At 74.7% G+C, this 20337-nt stretch carries 18 protein-coding genes; 9 read left to right on the forward strand and 9 right to left on the reverse strand.

Annotation, left to right across the window (positions count from 1 at the left end):
• Positions 1 to 57 precede the first annotated feature (57 nt).
• Together ABZ312_RS02640 and ABZ312_RS02645 are read left to right on the forward strand one after the other, a co-directional pair.
• Positions 58 to 1746: a SpoIIE family protein phosphatase gene (locus tag ABZ312_RS02640; protein WP_500322702.1), complete on the forward strand. Its 1689-nt coding sequence runs from the start codon at positions 58 to 60 to the stop codon at positions 1744 to 1746.
• A gap of 116 nt (positions 1747 to 1862) precedes the next feature.
• Entirely contained in the window at positions 1863 to 2891 is a 1029-nt protein-coding gene (locus ABZ312_RS02645; RefSeq protein ID WP_499512538.1) for a rod shape-determining protein, read from the forward strand.
• 14 nt (positions 2892 to 2905) lie between these two features.
• On the opposite strand, the gene ABZ312_RS02650 is transcribed toward ABZ312_RS02645, so the two are convergent.
• From ABZ312_RS02650 to ABZ312_RS02660, 3 genes are read right to left on the reverse strand one after another with little or no spacing between them, the layout of a single operon-like run.
• Positions 2906 to 4015 (reverse strand): PDR/VanB family oxidoreductase, encoded by a 1110-nt coding sequence (locus ABZ312_RS02650; protein ID WP_500322701.1) that lies wholly within the window; start codon positions 4013 to 4015, stop codon positions 2906 to 2908.
• A gap of 13 nt (positions 4016 to 4028) precedes the next feature.
• Positions 4029 to 4901, reverse strand: coding sequence for a metal-dependent hydrolase (locus ABZ312_RS02655; protein WP_500436246.1), 873 nt, complete (start codon positions 4899 to 4901; stop codon positions 4029 to 4031).
• Positions 4898 to 5797, reverse strand: a complete 900-nt coding sequence (locus tag ABZ312_RS02660; RefSeq protein ID WP_500436248.1) for an alpha/beta fold hydrolase — start codon at positions 5795 to 5797, stop codon at positions 4898 to 4900. The genes ABZ312_RS02655 and ABZ312_RS02660 overlap by 4 nt, the downstream gene beginning before the upstream one ends.
• A gap of 130 nt (positions 5798 to 5927) precedes the next feature.
• On the opposite strand from ABZ312_RS02660, the gene ABZ312_RS02665 reads away from it, so the two are divergent.
• The 3 genes from ABZ312_RS02665 (at position 5928) to ABZ312_RS02675 (ending at position 9415) form a co-directional block, all read left to right on the forward strand.
• Entirely contained in the window at positions 5928 to 7157 is a 1230-nt protein-coding gene (locus ABZ312_RS02665) for an APC family permease (protein WP_500322698.1), read from the forward strand.
• A 185-nt stretch (positions 7158 to 7342) separates the two neighbouring features.
• Positions 7343 to 8884, forward strand: coding sequence for a vWA domain-containing protein (locus ABZ312_RS02670; protein WP_500360470.1), 1542 nt, complete (start codon positions 7343 to 7345; stop codon positions 8882 to 8884).
• A gap of 18 nt (positions 8885 to 8902) precedes the next feature.
• A complete protein-coding gene (locus ABZ312_RS02675) occupies positions 8903 to 9415 on the forward strand; it encodes a pyridoxamine 5'-phosphate oxidase family protein (protein WP_500322695.1) in 513 nt (170 codons plus the stop codon).
• Between the two features lie 85 nt (positions 9416 to 9500).
• Here the strand turns inward: ABZ312_RS02675 and ABZ312_RS02680 are convergent, their stop codons facing one another.
• Both ABZ312_RS02680 and ABZ312_RS02685 read right to left on the reverse strand, forming a co-directional pair.
• A complete protein-coding gene (locus ABZ312_RS02680; RefSeq protein ID WP_500360472.1) occupies positions 9501 to 10700 on the reverse strand; it encodes a DUF2786 domain-containing protein in 1200 nt (399 codons plus the stop codon).
• 504 nt (positions 10701 to 11204) lie between these two features.
• The gene (locus tag ABZ312_RS02685; protein ID WP_500436250.1) at positions 11205 to 11954 is read right to left on the reverse strand and encodes a hypothetical protein; all 750 of its coding nucleotides are present in this window, start codon (positions 11952 to 11954) and stop codon (positions 11205 to 11207) included.
• A 112-nt stretch (positions 11955 to 12066) separates the two neighbouring features.
• Between ABZ312_RS02685 and mptB the strand changes: the two genes are divergently transcribed.
• From mptB to ABZ312_RS02700, 3 genes are read left to right on the forward strand one after another with little or no spacing between them, the layout of a single operon-like run.
• A complete protein-coding gene (gene mptB / locus ABZ312_RS02690) occupies positions 12067 to 13380 on the forward strand; it encodes a polyprenol phosphomannose-dependent alpha 1,6 mannosyltransferase MptB (protein ID WP_500322763.1) in 1314 nt (437 codons plus the stop codon).
• Positions 13377 to 14537 (forward strand): glycosyltransferase family 87 protein, encoded by a 1161-nt coding sequence (locus ABZ312_RS02695; protein WP_500360467.1) that lies wholly within the window; start codon positions 13377 to 13379, stop codon positions 14535 to 14537. The genes mptB and ABZ312_RS02695 overlap by 4 nt, the downstream gene beginning before the upstream one ends.
• 46 nt (positions 14538 to 14583) lie before the next feature.
• Positions 14584 to 15813, forward strand: a complete 1230-nt coding sequence (locus tag ABZ312_RS02700) for a S8 family peptidase (RefSeq protein ID WP_500322689.1) — start codon at positions 14584 to 14586, stop codon at positions 15811 to 15813.
• A gap of 28 nt (positions 15814 to 15841) precedes the next feature.
• Here ABZ312_RS02700 and ABZ312_RS02705 read toward each other — a convergent pair whose 3' ends face one another.
• Positions 15842 to 16276, reverse strand: coding sequence for a GNAT family N-acetyltransferase (locus ABZ312_RS02705; protein ID WP_500322687.1), 435 nt, complete (start codon positions 16274 to 16276; stop codon positions 15842 to 15844).
• Between the two features lie 239 nt (positions 16277 to 16515).
• Here ABZ312_RS02705 and ABZ312_RS02710 point away from each other — a divergent pair, with 239 nt between their 5' ends.
• Complete coding sequence (locus tag ABZ312_RS02710) at positions 16516 to 16689, forward strand: hypothetical protein (RefSeq protein WP_500322686.1); 174 nt, start codon at positions 16516 to 16518, stop codon at positions 16687 to 16689.
• A 51-nt stretch (positions 16690 to 16740) separates the two neighbouring features.
• Here ABZ312_RS02710 and ABZ312_RS02715 read toward each other — a convergent pair whose 3' ends face one another.
• From ABZ312_RS02715 to ABZ312_RS02725, 3 genes are all read right to left on the reverse strand, one after another.
• The gene (locus tag ABZ312_RS02715; RefSeq protein ID WP_500360830.1) at positions 16741 to 17811 is read right to left on the reverse strand and encodes a terpene synthase family protein; all 1071 of its coding nucleotides are present in this window, start codon (positions 17809 to 17811) and stop codon (positions 16741 to 16743) included.
• Between the two features lie 500 nt (positions 17812 to 18311).
• Positions 18312 to 19778: a cytochrome P450 gene (locus ABZ312_RS02720; protein WP_500360828.1), complete on the reverse strand. Its 1467-nt coding sequence runs from the start codon at positions 19776 to 19778 to the stop codon at positions 18312 to 18314.
• A 30-nt stretch (positions 19779 to 19808) separates the two neighbouring features.
• Positions 19809 to 20336, reverse strand: a complete 528-nt coding sequence (locus tag ABZ312_RS02725; RefSeq protein WP_500436252.1) for a GTP-binding protein — start codon at positions 20334 to 20336, stop codon at positions 19809 to 19811.
• Between the last annotated feature and the right edge of the window lies 1 nt (position 20337).

A 20337-nucleotide genomic window follows, 5' to 3' on the forward strand; every position in this document is an offset into this window, starting at 1 on the left:
GCGGGGGACCGCCCGATCATGGGAACGGGCGCACTCGGCGGACAGGAGGGTGACCGGGTGAGCGGTGACGGTGAGCCCGGCGGCTGGTCACCGCCGGACGACGGGGTCCTGCGGCAGGTGCTGGACGGCACCCCCGCGGGCGTGGGCATCTACGACCCGCAACTGCGCTACGTCTACGTCAACCCCGCCCTGGCCCGGATGAACGGCCTGCCCGCCGAGGCGCACCTCGGTCGCCGGATCACCGAGGTGCTGCCGGACCTGGACGACGCGGGCGAGGAGGCGCTGCGCCAGGTCCTGTCCGACGGCAAGTCGCGCGAGGTGCCCTCCAGCGGCCGCACGCACGCCGAGTCCGGGACGGGCCGGCGCTACTGGCAGGGCGCGTACCACCGGCTGGACGCGGCGGACGGCACGGTGCTCGGCCTCGTCGGGATCATGCTGGAGGTCAGCGCGTCGCGCCAGCACCAGCAGGAGCTGGAACGGGCCCGGGAGCGGCTGGCGATCCTGGACCGCGCCGCCACCTTCATCGGCACCACCCTGGAGATGGACGAGACCTGCGCCGAGCTCGCCGGGTTCCTCGTGCCGCTGCTCGCCGACATCGCCACCGTCGAGGTCTTCCCCACCGAGCGCTCCACCCCCTACAACCGCGGTCTGCTGCGGCTGCGCCGGGCGGCGATGGCCGCGCTGCCGAACCTGCGCGAGCAGGTCAAGATCTTCGGCGAGCCCGGGGAGTACGTGGAGTACCCGTCGGGCACGACCATCCCGCGCTGCCTGCAGTCGGGCAGCCCGGTGGTGCAGAGCCTCTTCGAGGACGACGCCCTGGGCCACGGCGGGTCGGCCCGCGAGCGGATGGCCGCCTTCCGCTCGGTGGGCATCCACTCGGCGCTCGTCGTGCCGCTCGCGGCGCGCGGCGAACCCATCGGCACGGTGACCCTGGTCCGCTGCGGCGAGTCCCCGGGGTTCACCGAGCGGGACACCGAGACCGTCCAGGACATCGTCCGGCGGGCCGCGATCTACCTCGACAACGCCCGCCGCTACACCCACGAGCACGGCATCGCCCTGGAGTTGCAGCGTGCCCTGATGTCGGAGCCGGGCTCCCCGCACCCCTCGGTGGAGGCCGCGTTCCGCTACCAGCCGGCCGGCAGCACCGCGCTGGTGGGCGGCGACTGGTACGACGCCGTACGGCTGTCCTACGGGCGCACCCTGCTGGCCATGGGCGACGTCATGGGGCACGGGGTGGAGGCCTCGGTCGACATGAGCCAGTACCGCTCGATGCTGCGCTTCGTGGCCGCGGCCGACCTGCCGCCGCACCGCATTCTGCGCCGGCTGGACACCCTCATCTCGGAGACCGAGTCGGGCCGTCCGGCGAGCTGCCTGCTGGCCCTCGTCGACCCGGTGCGCAACACGTGCACCTTCTCCAGCGCCGGTCACCTGCCGCCCGCCGTCATCCGGCCGGACGGCACGGTCGACATCGTCGACGTGCCGGTCGGGCCGCCGCTGGGCACCGGCCACGGAGGCTACGAGCCCGTCGCGGCCTCCTGCCGGGCCGGCGACGTCCTGCTGCTGTACACGGACGGTCTGGTGGAGCGGCGCGGGGAGGACATCGACGCCTCGCTCGACCGCCTCGCCGGGTTGCGCCTGCACTCCGACGGTGATCTGGGCGGACTCGTCGACCGGGTGCTGTCCCTGCTGGTCGTGGAGCCGGCCGACGACGACATCGCGGTCCTCGCGGCACGGATCATGCGATAGGCGGATCAACCGCTCGGAGTACCACAACAGGCGCACCTCGACTTGCGCCCGCACGATGATCAGACGGGCCGCCGCAGGGGCGGGCCCGGGAACCGGCCCCTCGGGGAGGATCTGCCGTGACCGTCAGTCTGGCGCATCTGCGTCGTTGCTCCGTTGCCGTCGACCTCGGGGCGTCGCGCACCCGTGTCTACCTCAAGCACCAGGGACTCGTCGTGGACGAGCCCAGCGTGGCCGCCGTCAACGCGCACAGCGGTGCCCTCATCGCGGTCGGCTCGCTCGCCGAGAAGATGACAGGGCGCACGCCCGAGCACATCCGCGTGGTCCGCCCCATCCAGGCCGGCATGGTCGTCGACATCGAGATGGCCCAGCGCATGCTCCGTCACCTGCTGGGCGGTCAGCTCCGCAAGGCCTGGCGGCGCAAGCCGATGCTCCGGGCGGCCGTCTGCACCCCCAACGGCAGCGGGCCGCTGGCCCAGCGGGCCGCCGTCGAGACGATGTACGGCCTCGGTTCGCGGCGGGTCGAACTCGTCGACTCCGTCATCGCGGCCGCCATCGGGTGCGGACTGCCGGTCGAGCAGCCCGAGGCGACGATGATCATGCTGGCCGGGGCGAGCACCACGCAGATCGCGGTCATGTCGATGGGCGCGATCGTCGCGGCGGAGACCATCGCGGTGGGCGGCGAGGCGATCGACCACGCCGTCGTCCAGCACCTGCGCAACACCCACGAACTGGTGCTGCCCAGCCAGTCGGTACGGCCCCTGCACGAGATCCTCTCGGCGCCCGGCCCCACCGCGCCCAGCGCCGAGGTCCAGGGGCGCGACGTCGCCAGCGGCATCGCCCGTACGGTCCGCGTCGACACCGAGGCGGTGCGGCAGGCGATCCGGATGCCCATGGCGACGCTGGTCGACGGGATCGGCCAGACGCTCAGGCGGTGCCCGCCGGACCTGGTCGCCGACCTCACCGACCGCGGCATCATGCTCGCGGGCGGCAGCGCGCTGCTTCCCGGCCTGGACATGATGCTCCGTCAGGCCACCGGGATGCCGGTCACGATCGCGGACCGGCCCGACGTCTGCGCGGTGCGCGGGCTGGGCGCGATGATGGAGGGCCACCCCGTCCCGATGCCGCTCGACCCGCTGTCCGTGTAGGCCCCGGGCCGGGTTCAGACGTCCAGGACGAGACGGGAGCCGGCGGCTCCTCGCGAGACGCAGACGAGCATCGCGTCGTCCGTACGGCGGGCGGTCGCACTGCCGCCGTGGCGGACCGCGTCCGCGCCCGCCAGGACCCGGACCCGGCACGTGCCGCAGAAGCCCTGGCGGCAGGAGTACGACGTCGCGGGCCGCGCCCCCGTCAGGACGGAGAGCGCGGTGCGGTCGGCCGGGACGGGGAGCACCTCCCCGTCCCGGCCGAGCTGCATCTCGAAGGCGGTGCCGTCCGTGACCGGCGGCGGCGAGAAGCGCTCCACGTGCAGCACCGGGGCCGGGCGCAACGCCGGGATCAGCGCGGGCGGACCGCAGAAGTAGACCGCCGTACCCGCGTCCGCGCCCGCCAGCAGTTCCGCCCCCGTCGGGGGACCACCGGCCTCCTCGTCGGTGCGGACCCGCACCCGCCACGGCTCGTGCCCCGCGAACTCGGCCAGCTCCGCCAGGAACGGCAGCGTCGCCCGGCTGCGCCCCGCGTACACCAGGCGCCAGTCCGCCCCGGCAGCGGCCGCGGCGCGCACCATCGGCAGGATCGGCGTGATCCCGATGCCGCCCGCGAGGAAGAGCAGCGACCCGGAGCCGGTCAGGGCCAGGGGGAAGGCGTTGCGCGGGCCGAGGGTGCGCAGGACCGCGCCCGGGGCGAGGGCGTGCATCTCGCGGGACCCGCCCTCCCCGTCCGGGACGAGCCGCACCGCCACCCGATAGGCGTCCCGTTCGGCCGGGTCGCCGCACAGGCTGTACTGGCGGCGCCGCCCGGACGGCAGGTCGAGGTCGAGGTGGGCACCGGGGTGCCAGGCGGGCAGCGCGGCGGTGCCGCCGTCCGCCCGCACCAGCCGCAGCCCCACGACGCCCTCGGCCGCCGCGGTGACCTCGGCGACGCGCAGGGCCAGCGAGCGGTCCACGGCGGCCGGTTCGCGCACCGGCCGCCGCCCGCTGCCGCGCACCAGCAGCGGGGTGATCCGGGCGAGCAGCGCCAGCAGCGGCTCCGGGCGGGAGCCGCCGGCCCGGCGGGGCGGCGGGGTCGCCCATGCCGGAGGCGGGGGCAGGGTGCTCGGGTCGGGCAGGGACACGTGCGGGGACCCCCTAGTGGAGCGCCGCGCGCGCGGCGGGCGAGGACGCGAGGTAGGCGACGGCCTGCGTGGTGGACCCGTACTGCGACGGGTGGTAGCCGGGCCGCAGGTAGGAGAAGAAGAGCCGGACGACCGCGTGCGGCGGCGGCAGCAGCCCCCGCCGGGCACCGCGGTACCAGTCGCGCCAGCGCGGCTTCCCGGCGCCCACCGGGTCCTCGGCCATGAGGCAGCGCAGCCCGCGCACCCACCAGTAGAGCAGCACGGGGAAGGCGACCAGGTGCGCCCGCACCCGGTGCCGGTAGCGGCCGTCGAGATGGGTGAACAGGTCGTACGCGACGGCGCGGTGCTCGACCTCCTCCGCCCCGTGCCAGCGGTAGAGGTCGAGGACGGCCCCGGCCTTCTCGTGCTTGTCGAGGGCGTCCAGCGCGTGCGCGTTCAGGATCCAGTCGCCGAGGAAGGACGTCACGTGCTCAATGGCGGCGATGATCGCGACCCGCTCGACGAGCCAGCCGTGCGCGGCCCTGCCGGTCAGACCGCGGTCGCCGAGCATCTCCTGGAAGAACCAGCGCAGTTGGGCGACGAACCGCTCGGTGTCCAGACCCGCGTCGTTGAAGTGGCCCAGCAGCGACTGGTGGGCCCGGGAGTGCATGGCCTCCTGGCCGATGAAGCCGATGACGTCCTCGCGCAGCCGGTTGTCCCCGATCATCGGCACGGTCTGCTGGAAGACGGTGAGGAACCAGTCCTCGCCCTCGGGGAGCAGGATGTTGAGGACGTTGGCGAAGTGGGTGAGGAACGCGTCGTCGTCCAGGTAGCGGACGGGCAGGCCGTCCCAGTCCCAGTGCACGTCGCGGGGCTTGAGGACGAGGTGCTCGGGCTCGGCGGTCATGCCGCGGTCCTCTCCTTCTCCGCACGTTCGACCAGGCGGGCGGCGTGCTCGGCGACGAGGTCCGGGCGGTGGGACGGCAGCCAGTGGCCGCCGTCCACGTGGTGGACCTCGGCCCCGGGCGCCCAGTCGGTGATCTCGGTCTGCCAGGGCGGCAGGACGAACACGTCCTTGGACGGGGCCAGCACGACCGCGGGGAGCGCGGCGTGCCGGACCCGGGGGCGGAACATGCGGGGCAGCACATTGGCGCGGTAGAGCTTGAGCCCGGCACGGTTGCGGGCGGCGAGCCCCGGGCTGTAGCCGGAGGGGCCCTCGCCGGTCTCCAGGCGGCGCAGGGCCGTGACGACTCCGTCCAGGAGGCCGCTGCGGCAGGCGAGTTCGGCGACCCCCACCAGGTGGAAGAAGCCGACGTACTGCGAGGCCAGCGACTGCTTGGCGAGCTTCAGCAGGCGGGCGGGCGTCGGCCGGCGCAGCTGGGCGCGGTACCAGCGGCCGGTGTGGTCCAGGTCGGGGCCGGAGATCGAGGTGATCGAGGCGTAGCGGTGGGCGAGCTCCGGAGTGCTGACGGTGTGCCAGCTCTGCACCGACCCCCAGTCGTGGGTCAACAGGTGGACCGGGGCCCGCGGGCTGACCGCGTCGGCGACGGCGGTGGTGTCGGCGGCGAGCTGCGGCAACCGGTAGGCGCGGGTGCGGCGTGGGACGTCCGAGGCGCCCGAGCCGCGCACGTCGTACGTCACGACGTGGAAGCCGCGGGCGGCGAGGCGCCCTGCGACGCCGTCCCACACACCGTGGTCGTCGGGGAAGCCGTGCACACACAGCACCGTGGTCCCGGCCGGGTCCCCCTGCTCGTACACCGCCAGCCGCACCCCGTCGGAGGCCGTGACCCAGCGCTGCGCCATGTCCGCCGCCCTTCGTCTTCGCCTTCGCGTCACCGCGTCGTCGGTCGGTCGTCGGTTCGCCGTTCCCGGCGGCCACGATGGCAGCTTGTTGACGCCGTGTCTAGCAGTGGGACGGTATAGCTTTGCCGCCGTGACCGGTGAGAACGCGATACTGCGACGACGGCTCGGCGTCTTCGACGCCACCGTCGTCGGGCTCGGCTCGATGATCGGCGCCGGGGTCTTCGCGGCCTTCGCCCCGGCCGCCCGCGCGGCAGGGTCCGGGCTGCTGCTCGGGCTCGCGGCGGCCGCCGTCGTCGCCTACTGCAACGCCATGTCCTCGGCCCGGCTCGCCGCGCTCCACCCCGCCTCGGGCGGGACCTACGTCTACGGGCGCGAACGGCTCGGGCCGTTCTGGGGCTACCTGGCGGGCTGGTCCTTCGTCGTCGGCAAGACCGCCTCCTGCGGGGCGATGGCGCTGACGATCGGCGCGTACGCCTGGCCGGAGCAGCAACGGGCGGTCGGCGTCGCCGCGGTCGTGGCGCTCACCGCCGTCAACTACGCGGGCGTGCAGAAGGCGGCCTGGCTCACCCGGGGCATCGTCGCGGTCGTCCTCGCGGTGCTCGCGGCCTTCGTGGTCGCCGCGACCACCGGCGGCGACGCGGACGCCGCCCGGCTGGACATCGGGGCCGACGCGACCGCGGGCGGGGTGCTGCAGGCGGCCGGCCTGCTGTTCTTCGCCTTCGCCGGGTACGCCAGGATCGCCACGCTCGGCGAGGAGGTCAAGGACCCGGCGCGCACCATCCCCCGGGCCATCCCGCTCGCCCTCGGCATCACCCTGGCCGTCTACGCCGCCGTCGCCGTCGCCCTCCTCGTGGTGCTGGGCCCGCAGGGGCTCGCCCGTTCCGCGGCGCCCCTGGCCGACGCCGCGGGCGGCCTCGCGCCGCTGATGCGGGTGGGCGCGGCGGTCGCCGCCACCGGATCCCTGCTCGCGCTGATCCTCGGGGTCTCCCGCACCACCCTGGCCATGGCCCGCGACGGGCACCTGCCGCGGACCCTGGCCGCGGTGCACCCCCGGTCCGGGGTGCCGCACCACGCCGAACTCGCCGTCGGCGCGGTCGTCGCCGTGCTCGCCGCCACCGCCGACCTGCGCGGGGCGATCGGCTTCTCCTCCTTCGGCGTCCTCGCCTACTACGCCGTCGCCAACGTCTCCGCCTGGACCCTGGGCCCCGGCGCCCGGCGCGCCGTCCCCGCCCTCGGCCTGCTCGGCTGCCTCGCCCTGGCCTTCGCCCTCCCCTGGACCTCCGTCGCCGCGGGCGCGGCCGTCCTCGCCACCGGGGCGGCGCTGTACGCCGCACGCGCCCGCCACACCCGGCCCGCCTGACGCCCACCCCACTCCGCGGGCCAACTCCCCACCCGCCGGCCGCGCCCGCCAAGCGGCCCCGGGCGAAGCGGCGTTGCCCGACTGAGATCCATCCGCAACGGCCCCGATGCCACCCGCCCGCCCCCTCCTGCGTCACAGTCGCAGAAGGCGCAGGGGGCGCCCCCGGGGGGAAGCAGGTGACGGTGATGCGGCGGATCACGGCGGCGGTGCTGACGGCGGTGGCGGCGGGAGCGGTCCTGACGGGTTGCGGCGCGAACACCGACCGGGGCCACGCCGGTGACACGCGGCGGCCCGGACCGGTACGGGGCGCGGACGGCGCCCCCAAGGACGGCGGCTCCGAGTGGAACGGGCAGGGCACGGAGGAGGACCGGGGCCCGGAGCGGGCGCCCGACGCGTCACAGCTGTCGACCTTCGCGCTGGACGTCGACACCGCCTCGTACGGCTACGCCAAGCGGCGGCTCGACGAGGGTTCGCTGCCCTCCCCCGCGGACGTGCGCCACGAGGAGTTCGTCAACAGCTTCCGCCAGGACTACCCCGCCCCCGAGGGCGACGGCTTCTCCGTCACCGTCGACGGCGCCCGCATCGGCGACGAGGAGGGCTGGTCCCTCCTGCGGGTCGGCCTCGCCACCCGCCCCGCCGACGAGGGGAACCGGCCGCCGGCCGTGCTCACCTTCGTCGTGGACGTCTCCGGCTCCATGGGCGATCCGGGCCGGCTGGACCTCGTCCAGAAGGCGCTCCGCGCCGCGGTCGGCGAGCTGCGGGACGACGACTCCCTCGCCGTCGTGACCTTCAGCGACCGCGCGCGGGTCGCCCTGCCGGCGACCCGGCTCGGCGCCGGAGGCGCCCGGCAGCGCGCCCTGTCCGTCGTCGACCGCCTCGCGCCGGAGGACTCCACCAACCTGGAGGCGGGCCTGCGCACCGGCTACGACGTGGCCCTGGAGAGCGCCCGGCGCGGGGCCACCAACCGGGTCGTCCTGCTCTCCGACGCCCTCGCCAACACCGGGCAGACCGACCCCGACGCCCTGCTGGAACGGATCGACCGGGCCCGCTCACAGCACGGCGTCGCCCTGTTCGGGGTCGGCGTCGGCAGCGAGTACGGCGACGAACTGATGGAGCGGCTGGTCGACAGGGGCGACGGCCACACCTCGTACGTCTCCACCCCGGCCGAGGCCCGCGCCCTGTTCGTGGACCAGCTGCCCGTCAACATCGGCCTGCGCGCCCGCGACGCCAAGGCCCAGGTCTCCTTCGACCCGAACACCGTCGAGCGCTACCGCCTGATCGGCTTCGAGGACCGCGCCGTCGCCGACGAGGACTTCCGCGACGACCGCGTCGACGGCGGCGAGGTCGGCCCCGGCCACACCGTCACCGCGCTCTACGCCGTACGCCTGAAGGCGGGCGCCCGCGGCCACGTCGCCACCGCGACCGTGCGCTGGCTCGACCCGCACGACCGCACCCCGCACGAGGCGTCGGGCGCCGTCGAGGCGGACCGGCTGGCCGGCCGGCTGTGGGACTCCGGCACCTCGCCGCGGCTCCGGGTGGACGCGGTGGCCGCCTACTTCGCCGACGCGCTGCGCACCTACGACACCGGCGACGAGCAGCTGCCCGGCGCCCCCGGCCTCGCCCGGCTCGGCGACCGCGCGCACGCCCTGGCGGCGACCACCGAGGACCCGGCGGTACGCGACCTGGCGGAAGCCGTGGACAGCGCGTACGCGCTGCGCGCGGGCTGATGGAGTATCAGTGAACCCATGACAGAAGAGAAGGAACCCGAGCCCCGGCTCGACGCCCGCTTCAGCAGCGCCGGCGCGGCCCCCACCACCTGGCACGACGCCCGCGGGCACCTGGCCGGAGCCGAGATCTACTGGCTGACCACCGTCCGTCCCGACGGCCGCCCCCACGTCACCCCGCTCATCGGGGTCTGGCTGGACGACGCCCTGCACTTCTGCACCGGCGCCGACGAGCGCAAGGCCAAGAACCTCGCCCGCAACGGCCGGGTCGTCCTCACCACCGGCAACAACGCGCTCGGCGAGGGCCTGGACGTGGTGCTCGAGGGCAAGGCGGCCCGCGTGCGCAGCGAGAACCAGCTGCACCGGATCGCCGCGGCGTACGAGACCAAGTACGGCTCCGGATGGCACTTCGACGTGGGCGACCAGGTCCTCGTCGGCGACGGCCACGAGGCCCTGGTGTACGAGGTGGAGCCCACCACCGCCTTCGCGTACGCCCGCGGCACCACCTACAGCCAGACCCGGTGGCTGTTCTAGGCGTACGCGGCCGGGACGTGGCGCGGGCCGTGCCGGAGGTCCGGTCGCCGGAGCGGGCGGGTGCCCCGGGGCGCAGGCCGTTCCCTCACCCCCGGGAACCCGGGGACGGACCCGGGCCCCGGCCGCGCTCCCGTCCCGGTCCGGCGCCGGCCGGGCCGTGGAAGGCGGCGCGGTCGGCGGCGGCGGTACCGCGTTCCCAGCCCTCGCGGTCACGGCCCCTGAGCCGCTGCGTGCGGGTCTCGGGGAACATCGCGTCCGCGGCGCGGCCGACGGCGACCTCGCGCGCCGCCAGCACGGGGAGCACCTCCCTGGACCCGCCCGCCTCCGCGGCTTCCTCCGTCGCGTCACGGGCGGCGGCGGCCAGGCGCTCGCCGATCCGGCCCGCGTAGGCGATGAGGAAGGACTCGCGGAAGTCCCGCGACAGGTCCCCGCCCCTGGCGCCGCCCCTGCCGCCCCTGCGTCCCGGGCGACGCGTGGCCGGCCCCGGGGCGCCGCCGCCGCGCATGGCCGCCTCGGCCTGCACCAGCAGCGAGGTGTACAGCACCTCCACGGCCTCCAGGTCGGCCTCCCAGCCCACGACGGTCGAGAAGCCGAACTCCGCCGACCACACGGCACGGCAGCGGTTCGCCGCCGCGACCGCGTCCAGCAGCAGCGCCTTCGGCGCCTCGTACGGACGCTCCACGCCGATCCGCCGCGCGCCGGGACCGCCGCCGCCCGGCGCCTTGCCCGCGACCAGCGCCTCGTCCACGCTGTGCCGTGCCATCAGGTGTTGGGCCTTCGCGCTCAGCGCCTCCGCCTCCTCGGGGAAGGCCGTGGACTCCGCCTTCGCCAGCAGCGCCCTGATCCGCCGCAGCATCGGATGCCCCGCACCGCCCGCAGCGGGCGCGGCCGGTGCCGGCGGCGTGATCCCGGGCAGCCGCCCCAGCAGGCGGACGAGCTCCAGCACGGCCGTCGCCACCGTGAAGCGGTCCAGCCGCTCGGCCGCCCCGTACGCCGTCAGGAGGCCCGCCGGGTCAGCGCCCCCGTCGGCGGTCAGACGCCCGGCGAGCCGCACGTGCTCCGGGCGCAGTTCGCGGCGCACCATCCGCAGCAGGTCGGCGTCCTCCCAGCCGCGCGCCCGGCAGCCCCGCAGCAGCCCGCCCACCGCGGTCGCCACCGCCCGGCCGACCTCGTCCCACCCGGCCTCCGCCGCCGCCATCGCCGACGCCCCGGCGTCCAGCGCCGTCTCGACGTCCCCCTCCGGCGCCCCCAGGACACCGGCGAACGCCGCCTCGACCACCGTCATCGCATCTCGCACGCGGTTCAGGATCGCACCGACACACCGCGCACGGAGCACGGTGCCCGCCCGCCCCGACGGGCCGGGCCGGGGTACGGAGCCGAGAACGCCGACGGTGGGCGTGCGGGCCGGGACGTCCGCACGACCGGGTTCCACGCCGACGTCATGGCCGAGCCCGCACCTGCGGTCGCCGGATTCGGCCCGGTAGCCATCGCCCTGCCCGGCCACGGCCGCGTCCCGGCTCCCGGGGACCTGCCGATCAGGAACCGCGCCCGCCTCGTGGAACGGCTCGCCGCCGACACGGGCTGCGACGTCGTCGTCGTCCGCAGCCTGCCGGCTCGCCCGGCTGCGCGCCGTCGGCGTCCGCGCGGTCGTCGTCGGCGGGACCGCCGACGACATCGGCCTCACCGACCGGGAACGGCTCGACCTCGGCACCTGCACCGCGCCGGGTACGGCTTCCTCTTCGAACGACCCGGCCGCGCCGCGGAGATCATCGCGGCACCGCCGCCGGGATCAGCCGGCCGCGCCGCCCCGCTCCACCAGGACCGGCCACAGGCGCTCCGCCAGCACCGGGTCGGTGCGGGCCACTTCACGCCCCAGGGCGGACGCGGCCGCGGCGAGCGCGCGGCGCAGTTCCGCCGGCTCCGCCGAGCGCACCAGCGTGGCGTGCAGCGGCCCCGTGACCTCGTCCGGCAGCAGGTGGGCGCCCTTGGCGTAGGCCGCGGGGTGCCCAAGGCGCAGGCAGGCGAGGGCGATGACCTGGGTGCGCACCGCGCCGATCCAGTGCTCGGCCTGCCACAGCCGGCCCCGCTCGATGCTCGCCGCAGCGTGCAGGACGTGGTGCCAGCCGAGTCCCGCCGGCGTCCCCGGGTCGGCCGGCGCCGCCTCCGGCGCCCGGCCCGCGGAGCCGAACACCGTCCGCCACTGCGGCCCCCGGGGTCCGAACTGCTCCTCCGGCGTGAACGCCAGGTCCGCCTCCAGCGCCCCCGGCAGCAGGAACACCCGGTAGACGGTCGCGCCCGCCGGCAGGTCCCAGTGGTGCAGCGCCCCGAACCCGGGCCCGTACAGCCACGCCGTCCAGCGGGCCAGCGCCGCGCCCACCTCGCCCCGCACCCCGAGCACCAGGTCGACGTCGGACCACCGGTCGCCGCCGCCCGGGACCGCGAGCGAACCGGTGAGCGCGGCCCCGGTGACGTCCGGGTCGTCCGCGGCGAGACCGAGCAACCGGGCCCGTACGCGGTCGCGTTCCCCGGGTCTGAACATGCCCTCACCGTAGCGAAGCGGGCGCCGCGCGTCCGGGCCGGTCATCCGCCGGTCGCCCGCCGGTCGTCCGGCGGACATCCGGTGATGGGAACGTGCGGGCGTGACTCGCACGATGGCTCTCGGGCTGGCCGGTACCGCCGCGCTGGCGATCGGCGGCATGGCCGCGGGGGCGCTGCCGGTACGGGACGGGATCGCGCTGCCGCAGGGGCAGGCGGCGGCCGGACTGCTGGTGGCGTACTTCGGCCTCGGGCTGCTCGTCGCGGCGTGGTGGCAGCTCGGCCGGCTGGTGCGCGGGCCCCGGCCCCCGTCGATACGCGCGCTGCTGACGACGTTCGCCGTGTGGGCGGCACCGCTGCTGCTGGCCCCGCCGCTGTTCAGCAGGGACGTCTACAGCTACCTGGCGCAGGGCACGATGGTGAACGCGGGCATCGACGCCTACACGCACGGGCCGGGCGTGCTGGGAGGTACGGCGGCGGCCGAGGTGCCGGCGATCTGGCGGAACAGCCCCGCGCCGTACGGGCCGGCGTTCCTGGCGCTGGCGCGCTTCGGGGCGCACGCCGGGGTCGCCGGGATGCGGGCGCTGGCCTTGCTGGGGGTGGCCCTGCTGGCCACGCTGCTGCCGCGGCTCGCCCGGCGCTGCGGCGCGGACCCGGCCGCGGCCGTGTGGCTGGGGGCGCTCAACCCGCTGGTGCTGCTGCACCTGGTGGCGGGGGCGCACAACGACGCCGTGATGCTCGGCCTGCTCGGCGCGGGCCTGGGCGCGGCACTCGCCCGGCGCCCGGTCGTGGCCGCCGCGCTGGTCACCCTGGCCGCCCTGGTCAAGGCGCCCGCGGCGCTCGGACTGCTGGTCGTGGCCAGCCTGTGGGCCGAACACCTGGAGGGCCGCCGGCGCCTGGCGCGCGCCGGAGCGGCCACGGCGGCGGTCGCCGGCGCGGCCACCGTGGCGGTCACCGCCGTCACCGGCGTCGGCTACGGCTGGATCGGCGCGCTGACCACGCCCGCCTCCGCCTCCAACTGGTCCCTGGTCAACGTCCTGGGGCGGTTCGCCGGCACCCCGGACGTCTGGCGGCTGCTCGGCATGGCCGCGGCCGCGCTCGTCATCGCCGCCGTGTGGCTGTACCGCGAGCGGCTCGGGCCGGTGTACGCCCTGGGGATCAGCCTGCTCGCGGTGGCACTGCTGGGCCCGGCGATCCGCCCCTGGTACCTGCTGTGGGGGCTCGTGCCGCTCGCCGTGGCCGCACCCGACGGCCGGGTGCGGCGGATCGCCGCGCTCGCCAGCGCGGTGCTGGCGCTCGTGGTGCTGCCCAGCGGGCTCGCCGCGACGCCCCGTCAGATCGCCCTGGCGGCCGCGGGTGCGGCCCTCGCGCTGCTCCCGCTCGCCGCGCTGCGGCTGGTCCGGCTCGTACGTCCTGCGCTCGCCTCATGAGGCGGATCGTGACGGCGGCCGCCGCCGTGGTCGCGACCGCGCTCTTCCTGGCCACCGTGCCGCTGCACCGGCACTGGTTCGACCTCGGCGTGTACTGGGGCACCGTCAACGCCTGGACGCACGACGGCGTCGGCGTCTACGACTACCTCAGTCCCGGGACGACGTACGGCTTCACCTACCCGCCGTTCGCCGCGCTGTGCATGCTGCCGCTGGCCCTGGTGAGCTGGCCCGCGGCCGTCGTCTGCGCGGCCGCGATCAACATCTGCGCCGCGGCGGCCGTCCTGTGGTGGACGGTGTGGCCGATCGTGCGCCGCGAGGGCTGGACCCCCTGGTACGCGATGGTGCTGGCCGTGTGCCTGATGGCGCTCCTGGAGCCGGTCCACGACACCTTCACCTTCGGGCAGGTCAACCTGGTCCTGCTCGCCCTGGTGCTCGCCGACACCGAACTGCTGCGCCGCGGCAGCCGCTGGGCCGGGTGCGCGATCGGCCTCGCCGCCGCCGTGAAGCTGACGCCCGCGCTGTTCGTCGGGTGGCTGCTGCTCGCCGGGCACCGCCGCGCCGGCCTCACCGCGGCCGCCACCGCGACCGGGGCGACCCTGCTGGCGGCGCTGGCCGCGCCCGGCGCGTCCCGCGACTTCTGGACCCGGGCGATGTGGGACACCGACCGCGTCGGCTCGCTGTCGTACGCCTCGAACCAGTCGCTGCGCGGCACCTTCGCCCGGCTCGACGCACCCACGTGGGTGTGGGCGGTGGCCGTGGTCGCGGTGCTGGCGGTGTGGGCGTACAAGGTGCGCCGGACCGGCGTCACGACGGGCGTCGCCCTCACGGGGGTGACGGCCTGCCTGGTCAGCCCGGTGACCTGGGTGCACCACCTGGTGTGGCTGGTCCCGGCGTTGGCGGCGCTGGCCGGCGAGGCGCTGCGGGTACGGACCCGGGGCCCGACGGTCGCGGCGGTCGGCAGCTACGTCCTGCTCTGCAGCAGTGTCGTGTGGCTGTGGCGGGGCGACCCCGGCACGGGCGGCCTGGGCACCCTCGTGGGCGGCAGCGCCTACGTGTGGATCGGCCTGGGGCTGCTCGTCGCGCCCCGGCCCGGATGGCGTAGCAGGGCGCGCCCGCGTCCGATCCTGGCTGACAGGGTGGGGGAGAGGGCCGGCTGACGGCCCGTCGGCCGAGCTGTCCGCCGAGTCCCGAGGAGATCGACACATGCGTGTGTCCCTGCGCCGGACGTTCGCCGCGCTGCTGATGACCGTCGTCCCCGCGCTGGCCGCCCTCCCCGCGCCGGTGCCCGCACAGGCGCGCTCCTCCGTCGCCCTGGCACCCCTGCTCGGCGTCGGGGCGCCGAACTCCATCCCCGGCCGCTACATCGTCACCCTGGCCCCGGACAGCGACCCCTCCGCCGTGGCGAGCGCGGCCGGGATCACCCCGGCCCACGTGTACGACAGCGTGATGCGGGGCTTCGCCGCCCCGCTCACCGGCAGGCAACTGGCCCGCGTACGGGCCCTGCCCTCGGTGCGCGGCGTCGAGCAGGACACCACGGTCACCCTGCCCGCGGAGGACCGGACCCCGGTGTCGACCAGCCGCCGGATGCCGGGCAGCCCGCCCCCCACCGACGGCACCGGCCGGTTCTGGGGCCTGGAGCGCGTGAGCAACCGCGCCCCGGCCACGCACGGCTTCACCGTCCGCGCGACCGGCGCGAAGGTCACCGCGTACATCATCGACAGCGGGATCGACTTCGCCCACCCGGAGTTCGGCGGCCGCGCCAAGCCCGGCATCGACGAGATGGACGACGGCCGGAACGCCGCGGACTGCGCGGGCCACGGCACGCACGTCGCCGGCACGGTCGGCGGTGAGCACACCGGGGTCGCCCGGGCGGTCTCGCTGGTCTCCGTACGCGTGCTGGACTGCGAGGCGCGCGGCCCCAACTCCGGCATCATCGCCGGGATCAACTGGGTCGCCCGGCACGCGGTGAAGCCCGCCGTGGCCAACATCTCGCTGGGCGGCCTCTACTCCCCGACGATGAACGAGACCCTGGACGCGCTGGCCCGGGCCGGGGTCTTCCCGGTCGTCGCGGCCGGCAACGACGACGTCAGCTCCTGCGTCATCTCCCCGGCGAGCGCCACGGAGTCCTTCACCGTCGCCGCGACCGACCGGGCCGACCACCGGGCGGCGTTCAGCAACTTCGGCAGCTGCGTCAACCTGAACGCGCCCGGTGTCGACATCGCCTCCGCCTTCCCCGGCGGGCTCTACGCGATCATGAGCGGCACGTCGATGGCGGCCCCCCACGTCACCGGCATCGCCGCGCTCTACAAGGACACCTACGGGGACGCCGGCTTCGAGGTGCTGAAGAAGTGGCTCCTCGACCACGCCACCCGGACCGCGGTCCCCGAACCGTGGGGCACCCCGCAGCTGGTGGCCTTCACCGGGGACCTCTGAACGGCCCCGCCGTCCCGCGCCGCGCCCGTCAGGTGAGTTCGCGCGCGAGGTGCAGCGCCGTGATCGCCATACGGCGGGCGTGGAAGAAGCGGTGCGCCCCGTGGTTGGCCACGCCCGCGTCCAGCTCCAGCCGCTCGCAGCCCGCCGCCCGGGCCCTGGCCTCCACCTCCGCCAGCAACCGCGTGCCCACCCCCGCGCCACGCGCGTCCAGCACCGTGACCAGGTCGTCGACCAGCAGCAACCGCCCCCTGCTGGTGGTCAGCACCCGGTGCGTCGCCACCCCCAGGTAACGCTCCCGCTCGTCCAGGGCCGCCGTGAAGACCACCCCCTGGTCATGCGCCTCGGCGGCGAAGGCCGCGAAACCGTCGGCGGTCAGAGCCGGTCGCAACGCCCTGATCAGCGGCCCGACTTCAGCGGTCATGGCCGGTTCACCAGACTTCACGTCCACGAACGTCAGTTCCATGGCGTGATCCTAGGAGGCGCCGGCGCCCGCCGCGCTCCCGTACGGATCAAGTCGCCTTGGCGTTCATCGGAGTTGTGGTCCGGGCCGGCCGGAGAACGAGGCACGGTAGCCGGTTGAGCCACCCGTGACGCGGGAATCCTCAACGCCACGGTGGCGAATGTCCCGGTCTGGTAAGAAACGACCGTGGATCATCGCGTCTCGAGCGATGGTCCCGGGCTCACACGCTGGGAGAGATCGACATGTTGAAGCCCACTTGTTCCTGCGACAAGCACCCGGCCGACGGGGAGCCCCCGGCCGGCACGACCCCCGGCCCCCGCTCCGCCGACGGCCCCGGCGCCGACGGCCCGGCCTCCTCCCCCGCCGACGACGCCTTCGTGCCCGGGAACGGCGGCGCCCTCGTGGCGTCCCGCTGACGGACGGCACGAGGGCGCCGAGGGTGCGGACGGTCCCGCGGGGGCCGTCCGTCAGTCCTCCAGTTGCCTCCACCACCAGGAGATCGCCGGGAGGTCCACCGGGGCATCGCTGCCGGGCATCGGCGCCGGCGCCCAGGTCGTCGGCAGGTAGGCGGGATCCTCGGGGTTGAGGTAGCGCTCGCAGGTCGTGCCCCACTCGAGGTTCGCCCGGATCCAGTGCCCGAGCGAGGTCACGTACCGCTGCAGCTCGGATGATGCCGTGCGGTGCACCTGCGCGCTCAGCGTCGTGAACAGGACCATGATCTGGTCACGCAGGAACATCGCCTCGGAGACCATGCCGGGGACGGGCTTGCCCGCGGCGTGCGCGAGGACGTCGAGCAGGTTCTGGTCGTCACCGTCGCGCAGGTGCTCCTTGCGGTAGGACAGGATGTCGTTGTCCCAGCCGACCAGCAGACAGGTCGCCTCGGTGAGGGCACGGACGTCCGGCCGCTCCAGCTCGGCCGGGGGCACCTCGTACCCGTCCGCGACGTCGAGCAGCATGACACTGACCTTCATCGCGCCGTTGTGGATGCGCAGCAGTGCGTAGTCGTCGAGGCCGGGTGCCGCACCGTCGACCCGGTTGGCCGCCTCCCACACCTGGCACAGGAAGTACATGCGCATCGCGTCCGTCCAACGGCCGATCTGCGCGGCGGTGGCGACCCGGCCCACGCGCAGCCGCAGGTCCCGGAAGGCCGCCTCGAAGCAGAAGTACGTGCCGTTCGGGGACAACGGTGTCTCGGGAGCCTCGAGTATGCGCAGCAGCCTGGTCAGCACGCGACTCAGCTCGCCGGGGCGCCGGCCCAGGCGGCCTTCGTCGCAGTGGGCGTCGTCGAAGGCGAACAGCCACATCAGGGAGTCCGCCGATATCTGCGCCCCCTCCTCGGTCCCGTACGGCGAGGTGAGCGCGGCAAGGCGGCCGGCTCCGACGTGCTCCAGGCGCAGCCGCTGGGACTCGTCCTCGTACAGGCCGAAGCGGCGGACCCACTCGATGGTGGCCCGGTCCAGGTCGTCGGCCAGGGGGTGGGCAGCCGGTGCTATCGGGCAGTAGAAGGGCGCCAGTTGAAGGGCGGGCACAGTGGTCACGGACATGCTCCTTCGAGCTTGGGGGAGGGCGGGCCAGCGCCTGCTACCTTCCGCACAACCTTGCCATGAACGCGCCAAACGTAGACCGACAGGAACAGGCGCGGGCCGCGCGCCCGGAGCGCGCGGAGCGGCCCGCGGGAGGGCGGCCCAGTGGAACAACGGACCCGGGCTCCACTGACGTCCACCTCTCAGCTGTCACAACCGTTCCACCTGTGACGCACCGCACGCGTGGCGGAAATCGAACACAAGTGGATCATTCAAATGACAATTACTCCGGCATATGGCGGAGCAGTCAAGAGGCCAAAATGCGTCACGGGAAGGACAGTTGACGCGCATTCCGGTTGTGTTCATGGGCGAGGTGTGTGCGCCCGATGCTCGACCTTGGCCGAACCAGCCACGATGGCCCTACGGCATGGAGGGCGCACGAACGGGCGCACGGGCGCATTTGCCCGTGCGCCCGTCTTGAACCGGTCACACAGTGAGACACCACGTGCCAACGGCTACCGCCGTCGTACGCCCAGGCGCGAAACGAGCGCACGCCACCAGGAACGGCGCTGCAGGGGAACGGCCGCCGCCGGCCGCGGCGCGAAGGCCGGTTCCGGCTGCGCCGGGGGCAGTTCGGCCGTCGTCGACGGAGCGGCCTCGGACACCTGCCCCCTCGGGGGCGTCTGCGGGACGCGGACCTCCCGGGGCGCCGGTTCGGCCGCTGCCAGCCCCTGGTCACCGAGCGGCTTGGCCGGGCTGAACTCCGCGGGCAGGGCCACCAGGTGCCGGGAGATCCACGCGGCCTGCGAGGTCAGTTCCTCCTCCGGCACGGCAACCCGCAGGTCCGGCAGCCGCATCAGCAGCGTGTCGATGGCGGTGTCGACGATGGCCCGGGCGATGTCCTTGCCGGGACACTCGTGCGGGCCGCTGCTGAAGGCCAGGTGCGAACGGTTGCCGTGCACGGGGGTGGAGAGGTCCGGCCGCACGCGCGGGTCGACGTTGCCCGCGGCGATGCCGAACATCACCATGTCCCCCTCCTCGATCTGCTGACCACCCAGCTCGGTGGCCCCCGTGGCCCAGCGGCCGGGCACCACGGCGATCGACGGCTCGTCCCACAGCACCTGCTCCAGGGCATCGGGGAGGGTCATGTGACCGCCCGAGAGGTGGGCCCGGAAACGGGGGTCGGTCAGCACCATCTTGAGCGCGCCGACGATGAAGTTGACGGTGGGCTCGTTGGCCGCGATCAGGATCAGCCGCAGGTGTTCGGCGACCTCGTCGTCGGTGAGGTTCGCCTCATGGCGCAGCAGCCAGGAGGTCAGGTCGCCGCCGGGGTCGGCCCGCTTGCGCTGCACGAGCTGCTTGCAGGCGGACAGCACGTACTCGTTGCTGGCCACCGCCGTCTCGGTGCCGCGCATCAGGTCGCGGCCGGCCTCCACCAGCTTCGGCCCGTACTCCTCGGGCATGCCCAGCAGCTGGGTCATGACGAGCACCGGAAGCTGCTCGGCGAACTGGGTGACCAGTTCGACCTCCCCGGACTGGCAGAACTCGTCGACCAACTGGTTGGAGAAGCGGATGATGTGCTGACGGATACCCCGTCGGTTGAGGCGGCCCATGCTGGTGGTGACCGCTCCGCGCAGCCGCTCGTGCTCGGCGCCGTCGGCGAAGACGCACAGCGGCTGCCAGGCGACCATCGGCAGCAGCGGCGAGTCCATGGCGACGTTGCCCTCGCGGAAGTGCCGCCAGATGCGGGAGTCCCGGGAGAACCGCGAGGGGTTCCGCATGGCCTCGAGGTTCTCGTGGTGTCCCAGGACGATCCAGGCGTTCAGGTCACCGTGCACGAGCACGGGGGCCACCGTTCCGTGCTCGGCGCGCAGCTTCTCGTACAGGGCCATGGGGTCTGCGGCGGCCTCGGGGCCGTAGAGCCTGCGCAGGCCGCCCGGGCCGAGGCCGTGGGCGGGGCATTCGGGGGGTGGGGTGGTCACGGGACGCTCCTGATCACGGGCGGGGAAGGATCACAGGGCCGATGCGGCGGCGAGGGAGTGGAGATGGCGCATGAGCGTCATCAGCACGTCACGGACGGAGCTGCGGGACCGGGCGTCGCACTCCACCAGGGGAACGTGATCCGGCAGGTCCAGGGCGGACCGCAGCTCGTCGAGCGGGTAACTGGGCGACTCCGGGAAGGAGTTGACGGCCACGACGAACGGTGTTCCGCGCTCCTCCAGCCGCCCTATCACGTCGAAACTGACCTCGAGGCGCCGCGTGTCGACCAGCACCACCGCGCCGAGCGCGCCCTCGAAGAGCCCGTTCCACAGGAACCAGAAGCGCTGCTGGCCCGGTGTCCCGAAGAGGTAGAGGACCAGTTCGTCGTTGATGCTGATGCGGCCGAAGTCCATGGCCACCGTGGTGGCCGTCTTGCGTTCCACCCCCACGATGTCGTCCACGCCCACACCGGCCTGGGTCATCGTCTCCTCGGTGGACAGCGGCCGGATCTCACTGACCGATCCGACCAGGGTCGTCTTGCCGACCCCGAAGCCCCCCACG

The organism is Streptomyces sp. NPDC006207 (assembly GCF_040613835.1).
GTDB lineage: Bacteria > Actinomycetota > Actinomycetes > Streptomycetales > Streptomycetaceae > Actinacidiphila.

What these genes read in the sequence shown, in the direction of transcription:
- ABZ312_RS02675 (WP_500322695.1), top strand. Translation starts at nt 8,903, where the DNA reads ATGACAGAAGAGAAGGAACCCGAGCCCCGGCTCGACGCCCGCTTCAGC.
- ABZ312_RS02710 (WP_500322686.1), top strand. Translation starts at nt 16,516, where the DNA reads ATGTTGAAGCCCACTTGTTCCTGCGACAAGCACCCGGCCGACGGGGAG.
- ABZ312_RS02700 (WP_500322689.1), top strand. Translation starts at nt 14,584, where the DNA reads ATGCGTGTGTCCCTGCGCCGGACGTTCGCCGCGCTGCTGATGACCGTC.
- ABZ312_RS02655 (WP_500436246.1), bottom strand. Translation starts at nt 4,901, where the DNA reads ATGACCGCCGAGCCCGAGCACCTCGTCCTCAAGCCCCGCGACGTGCAC.
- ABZ312_RS02705 (WP_500322687.1), bottom strand. Translation starts at nt 16,276, where the DNA reads ATGGAACTGACGTTCGTGGACGTGAAGTCTGGTGAACCGGCCATGACC.
- ABZ312_RS02660 (WP_500436248.1), bottom strand. Translation starts at nt 5,797, where the DNA reads ATGGCGCAGCGCTGGGTCACGGCCTCCGACGGGGTGCGGCTGGCGGTG.
- ABZ312_RS02695 (WP_500360467.1), top strand. Translation starts at nt 13,377, where the DNA reads ATGAGGCGGATCGTGACGGCGGCCGCCGCCGTGGTCGCGACCGCGCTC.
- ABZ312_RS02680 (WP_500360472.1), bottom strand. Translation starts at nt 10,700, where the DNA reads ATGACGGTGGTCGAGGCGGCGTTCGCCGGTGTCCTGGGGGCGCCGGAG.
- ABZ312_RS02685 (WP_500436250.1), bottom strand. Translation starts at nt 11,954, where the DNA reads ATGTTCAGACCCGGGGAACGCGACCGCGTACGGGCCCGGTTGCTCGGT.
- mptB (WP_500322763.1), top strand. Translation starts at nt 12,067, where the DNA reads ATGGCTCTCGGGCTGGCCGGTACCGCCGCGCTGGCGATCGGCGGCATG.
- ABZ312_RS02670 (WP_500360470.1), top strand. Translation starts at nt 7,343, where the DNA reads ATGCGGCGGATCACGGCGGCGGTGCTGACGGCGGTGGCGGCGGGAGCG.